1 protein-coding gene and 1 pseudogene are annotated in these 4,772 nt (G+C 50.6%); both read right to left on the bottom strand.

What is annotated here, in order from left to right:
- Positions 1 to 7: 7 nt before the first annotated feature.
- A complete protein-coding gene (locus E1297_RS04150) occupies positions 8 to 4,480 on the bottom strand; it encodes an amino acid adenylation domain-containing protein (protein WP_244327631.1) in 4,473 nt (1,490 codons plus the stop codon).
- A gap of 75 nt (positions 4,481 to 4,555) precedes the next feature.
- Positions 4,556 to 4,741, bottom strand: a pseudogene (locus E1297_RS51210) (hypothetical protein); the annotation flags it as partial.
- Positions 4,742 to 4,772: the final 31 nt, after the last annotated feature.

The following is a 4,772-nucleotide window of genomic DNA, read 5'->3' as shown; positions in this document are numbered from 1 at the left end:
ACCGGCTTTAGCCGGTGGAGTATTCACAAAACCTCTTCTTGATCCAAGCGGCTACAGCTTTTGCTGTTAAAACAGTCATTTTCCCCATAAGAAGCTGCAAATGATCGCTGTTCAGATCAATGGTTTCTAGATCATTGCAATAATGCGACCACCCAAAAAATGCATCCTCTTGGATTCTACTTGTATCTCTCGCCCGTACCAGAAGTGTAGGGCCGTCAAAGGGTGACTTATCCGCTGTAGACGGCAAAAGCGCGCCCTGTTCATTCATCATGCGAAGAATGTGGTTGGTCATATCACTCGAGCTGACGTCGCTGCCCTCTGGCAGCAAGCCATGAGCTTGAAAATGATTTCCAAGCCGGGCCACTTTTTGCTCAGTCGTCAGGTTGTCAAGGATTGGCACCGGTGTATCTTCAAAAATTCTCAAGAGGCGGTTGATCCGTTCACTCTCGGTCCATTTCGACACTATCCTGTCTTCATCAAGGCTTTTCCGGCTCGCAATGGCATCCAAAATGACCAGTCCATCAATCCTTTCGCCCCTACACTGCAACCGCGCGGCCAGTTCCTGAGCGAGATGCCCTCCAAGCGACCAGCCGATGAAAACAAATGGCCCCTCAAGTTCTTCCTGAATAGCTGAGGCGTAACAGGTCACCATTTCCTCATAGGATTCAAAAGGCTCCTCACCATGTTCGAGCCCTCGGGCCTGGACACCAATTACAGCGCCGAATGCCCCCCATTCGGACAAAACACTCTTCTGACCATACACGCTCGCCAACCCACCGCCGGGATGAAAACAGACAATCGTTCTTGGAGAACTCTCAGAAATAACCTTATCTTGTACAAACCGGACCAAGGGCGAATACCGCTTTGCCCCAACCTCAACACGTTCAGCCAAACCGTGAACCGTCGGCGCTTCAAACACATCACGGATAGTCACTGACTTGCCCAAAACAGTTTCAATTCTTGTAATAAGTTGCATCACCATTAGCGAATGACCGCCCAAATCAAAGAAACTATCATGACAACCGATATTCTGTTCTCCAAAAATCTCCTTGAATATTTCCGCAATGGCTTTTTCCGTCTCTGTTGTCAACTCTGCAAAGGGTGCTTGTATCCGTTGGCCGAAAACGTCAGGCAAGGCCTTGCGATCGACTTTTCCGGACGGGGAAACTGGGAAACGCGACAGGACAACAAATCTGGCAGGGATCATGTGTGCTGGAAGATTCTTGGCGAGGCCAGCCCTTATGTCAATAAGATCAACACTGCTCGCAGAATCAAGCACGAGGACGGAAGCATGGTCCTCCTCGTTGATCTGATTTTCTTCTATACCCAGCGCAGCGGCGAGTACCTGGTCATCAACCACATCAGGCACAACATATGCGATTAGCTGTTTCTGTTCGGGCGTTCCATCGTGAACGTCCCGAGCAACAACGGCTGCCTGTAGAATGCCAGCCTGTTCTGCCAACACAGCTTCAATTTCCTCAAGTTCAACCCTCATGCCGCGTATTTTAATTTGGGTGTCAATTCGCCCCAAAAACTCAAGCGCACCATCAGGCCTCCGTCTGGCACGATCACCGGTACGATAAAGCCGACTGCCTGGTTTGTCAGTAAAGGGGTTTGCGATAAACTTTTCGGCCGTCAACCCGGGTCGATTCCGGTACCCCCGTGAGACCTGACCGCCTCCAATCAAAAGTTCCCCGGCAACCCCTACTGGAACCAGATTCAAGTGCCTGTCAACTACATAAACCTGCGTATCCGCCATCGGCGATCCAATCGGAATTGGGTGTTCTGACCGAGGGGCTTGGACGGAATAGGTTGTCACAACGACGGTAGTCTCTGTCGGACCATACGCATTGATATATCGGTAACGGCTTGCTGCGATACCGGCAGCAATATTGTCCGGCTTTTCACCGCCTGTGATCAACATTCGCAAGCTGGACAGATCATTTTGAACCAAGTCCGGCAGCAGCAATGGAGGAAGAAATAGCGCTTCTATACGCGAGCTGTTCATGAACCCGGCCAGTTTATGACCATCGGTTCTGACTGCCTCCGGCACAACGATCAGCGTTCCAGACAGTCGAAAGCTCATCAGAATGTCCCATACAGAGGCATCAAACCCAACAGAGGAAAACCAGCCAACCTTTCCGATTTCTTCTTGGCTACACAATGTTCCCAGCCCCCCCGCGAAGCTAACACTGTTGCCATGATCGACAACTACACCTTTTGGTCGTCCAGTGGACCCCGACGTATAGATCAAATATGCTGCGGAAGAAGAACTCGGCCTTGATGAACATTCCTTACCAGTAATGCTGTTGACTGACTGTTGACCTAGATTTTTCCTGAACTCTGGCTCATCCAACTCGATCCACCGGATGTCATATTCTTCAAGAAGTGCAATTGCACTGCAATACTCGCTCGTGGTGAGCACCAATTGTGCAGAGGCATCCTTTATCATGAACCCAATGCGTTCCGTTGGATAAGCTGGATCCAGCGGCATGTAGACACCGCCGACTTTGACGATTGCCAAGAGCGATACAATCAGTTCTGCTGACCTTCCGATACAAACGCCAACAACATCCTCTTCACCGACGCCAACCGAAATCAGATACCGGGCCAGACAATTTGAAGCAGCTTCAATTTCACCGTAGGTTGTATGACTTTCGCCGTCTATGACGGCTATTGCATCTGGATTTGTCAGTGCTTTTTCTTGAAACAAATCGACAATCGTTTCGCCCGGCAGAAGCCCACTCGCAGTATCGTTGAAACGCTGAAGCAGCTTTTCACTACCAAGGTCTGATAGCCCCTTTTGATCGGAGTGTTTCTCATCTGACGCAGACAATAACTCCTTCAATACCAAAAAGAACTCCCTGGCCATAGAGCGTATCAAGTCACCCGAAAGCTCATCTGCCTGGTAGGTCAGGACAAATCCCAAGCGGTTGGTTCGCGCATCCCTCCCCACGTTTGCAGTCAGTGAAAAGTTGGATTTTTCAAATGCACCATATCCACCTTGAACCACTTGTTTTCCAAGGTGATCAACTGCGTTTTCGAATACGTGGAAATCAATATAGTTGAAAACTGACTGAAAGAACTCGGTCTTACCAAGTTGTCTCTGAATATCGAACAACGGGCTCCGGCGATGCGCCATTACTCCACGTTCGACATCAAATACCAGTTTCACCAGTTCCTTCCAGGTTTGACCAGGCTGAAGGATAACACGCATTGGCACCGTATTCAGGAACAGGCCCAGAACCTGATCTCCACCAGCAACCTCCGGACGCCCGTTGCAAACCAAACCGGTCACAACATCCTCTGTACCTGTGTAGCGCGAGAGCACTTTCAGGTAAGCTGTCAAAAATATGGTTCGGAGCGGCACTCCCACGTTTGCAGCAAACTGCTTCAGCGAACGGGCCATACCTTCAGACAACACGACAGAGTGATCTTCAACTCCGCCAAAATCATTAGGTTCAGAAGCCGAACCCGCGCGGTAAACCGACACGTCGGGCAGTTTGACACATTCGGCCCCACCAAGGTGTTCCCGCCACCAAGAGCCGTCTTCCTCGCTTTCAATGGCAAGACGTTCAAGGGCAACAAAGTCCCTGAACTTGCAGGCGACCTCGGTCCCGCCAATACACGATACTCGCCCCTCCAAGAGGCATTGGTAGAGGTCCACCAACTCCGTAATCAAGGCAGCAACGCTCCATCCGTCCAGAATGGCATGCAGGAAACTGAAGGTCAGCGCGAATGCCTCGTCATCTTGAACGTGAACAAACACCCGTGCCAAAGGCGGTTTCAACCAGTCAAACTGCGTCTTGCGTTCTTCATTAATAAACTCTCGGACGATATCTTCTAAAGGTGCGCAGCCCTTACCGCCCGCAATGACCGTCAACGGCAATGTTGCGTCGGCATAAACCAGCTGTATTGGCTCACCAAAATTCACGGTATCAAAAGCAGTACGAAGCACGTCATGGCGGCGCGTCAGATACTCCAAGGCACCTTCCATTGCTGTCTGATCAAATGGCAGTCCTACAACATAGTTGAAGACGTCATGATATGCGGATCCGTCATCGTCCTTGCGGCTGTGGAACAGCATGCCTTCTTGCAAACGCGTCAATGGATAGGCATCAACAACATTCGCGGGTAGTTGCCCAACCAACTGGCGATCAACAAGTCCAAAGGGTGAGGAATTTGCAGCGATATACTCTGCGTCTCCCGATACGCCCCCCCCTTCGAGGGAAGTCGCAAGATCACCCAGAACCGGTGCTTGATAAAAATCCTTGACACTTACGGACACTCCGGCGTGAGACAAACGCCCAATGACACGGAGAGCTTTCATTGAGTCGCCACCAATATCAAAGAAGTTATCCGAAAGTCCGACGCGTTCGACTTGCACAACCTCTGCAATTATATCGCACAATAGAACTGCTGTTGGTGTAACTGGTGCGATATAGCCAGCCTGTACGACTTCTCCCTCTGAATCGGGCAAAGCTTTCCTGTCCACCTTTCCGGATATGGTCAAGGGTATGCGGGATAGCCGAACAAAACGCGAAGGCACCATATGTTCCGGCAAAGTCCGTTTCAGTTTGGAAAGCAGATCACTCAGGTCGAAATCCGTTCCGAACTCCAGAAGCTGTGGACTTTCCTTTTTGTCGGACTGAACACTATCAGTGACGACAAAACCGACCAACTGGGTATCGGCGTTGGAAGCCTCTGCTGTCTTCCGAACAACTACTGCTGCCTTGGCAATGCCGTCTTGCCGGGCGAGTGCCTCCTCAATC

Source organism: Roseibium sp. RKSG952 (genome assembly GCF_009711355.1).
Note: the sequence above shows the minus strand (reverse complement) of the source record. Positions and strands in the feature narration are given on the sequence as shown.